Annotated in this window: 3 protein-coding genes; all 3 read right to left on the minus strand. The window is 40.1% G+C overall.

All coding sequences use genetic code 11. The annotated features are described in order from the left end of the window. Window positions 1-188: hypothetical protein (locus tag Xbed_RS19025; protein ID WP_139837569.1), on the minus strand; the 188-nt coding region annotated here is incomplete at its 3' end. Next, window positions 181-363: a hypothetical protein gene (locus Xbed_RS19890; protein ID WP_086114336.1), complete on the minus strand. Its 183-nt coding sequence runs from the start codon at window positions 361-363 to the stop codon at window positions 181-183. The genes Xbed_RS19025 and Xbed_RS19890, both read right to left, overlap by 8 nt. Further along, the coding region (locus tag Xbed_RS19035; protein ID WP_244182573.1) for a zinc-finger-containing protein at window positions 360-543 on the minus strand (184 nt) is incomplete at its 5' end. The genes Xbed_RS19890 and Xbed_RS19035, both read right to left, overlap by 4 nt.

The raw sequence follows: 543 nt of genomic DNA on the forward strand, positions 1-543 counted from the left end.
ATAACATCATTGCTCATTTCTGTTCTCCTGATTCGCTTCCATCCCGCTTGAAATGCTTCCCAATAATTCTGAGCAGGTATATTGAAATATTTTCCATCGCCATATTTACTTAATGCACCTGCGGGATAACCAAATTCAGTTAATAAGAATTTTTCAAACGCTTCTCTGCATTCATTTGAATTAGTCATTATTCTCTCTCAATTCTTCTATTCTATAAAATCTATCAGCCCCGCATTTTGGACAAACAGTAGTATTAACCATCTCAAATTCCGGGTAATCAGGATCAGGCACTATAATTCTCTCGTTTTCATAATGAATATGTTTACACGCAAGTTTTGCGCATTTTATTTTGTTATTTCTCACTTAAACCTCCTGCATATATTCGCTGCCCGTTCACACATATCCGCCTCAAACCATCCGAAATGGCAGCGGCTGAAACTAATTCCCAATCGCCACGCCAGCCATTGATACGCATCCGTGCGTTCCAAATTCCGTTTGTGCCTCATTTCCTCGAACTCCTGTTTACCGTCCCTGCGAGCTATC

Source organism: Xenorhabdus beddingii (assembly GCF_002127545.1).
Classification (GTDB): Bacteria; Pseudomonadota; Gammaproteobacteria; order Enterobacterales; family Enterobacteriaceae; genus Xenorhabdus; species Xenorhabdus beddingii.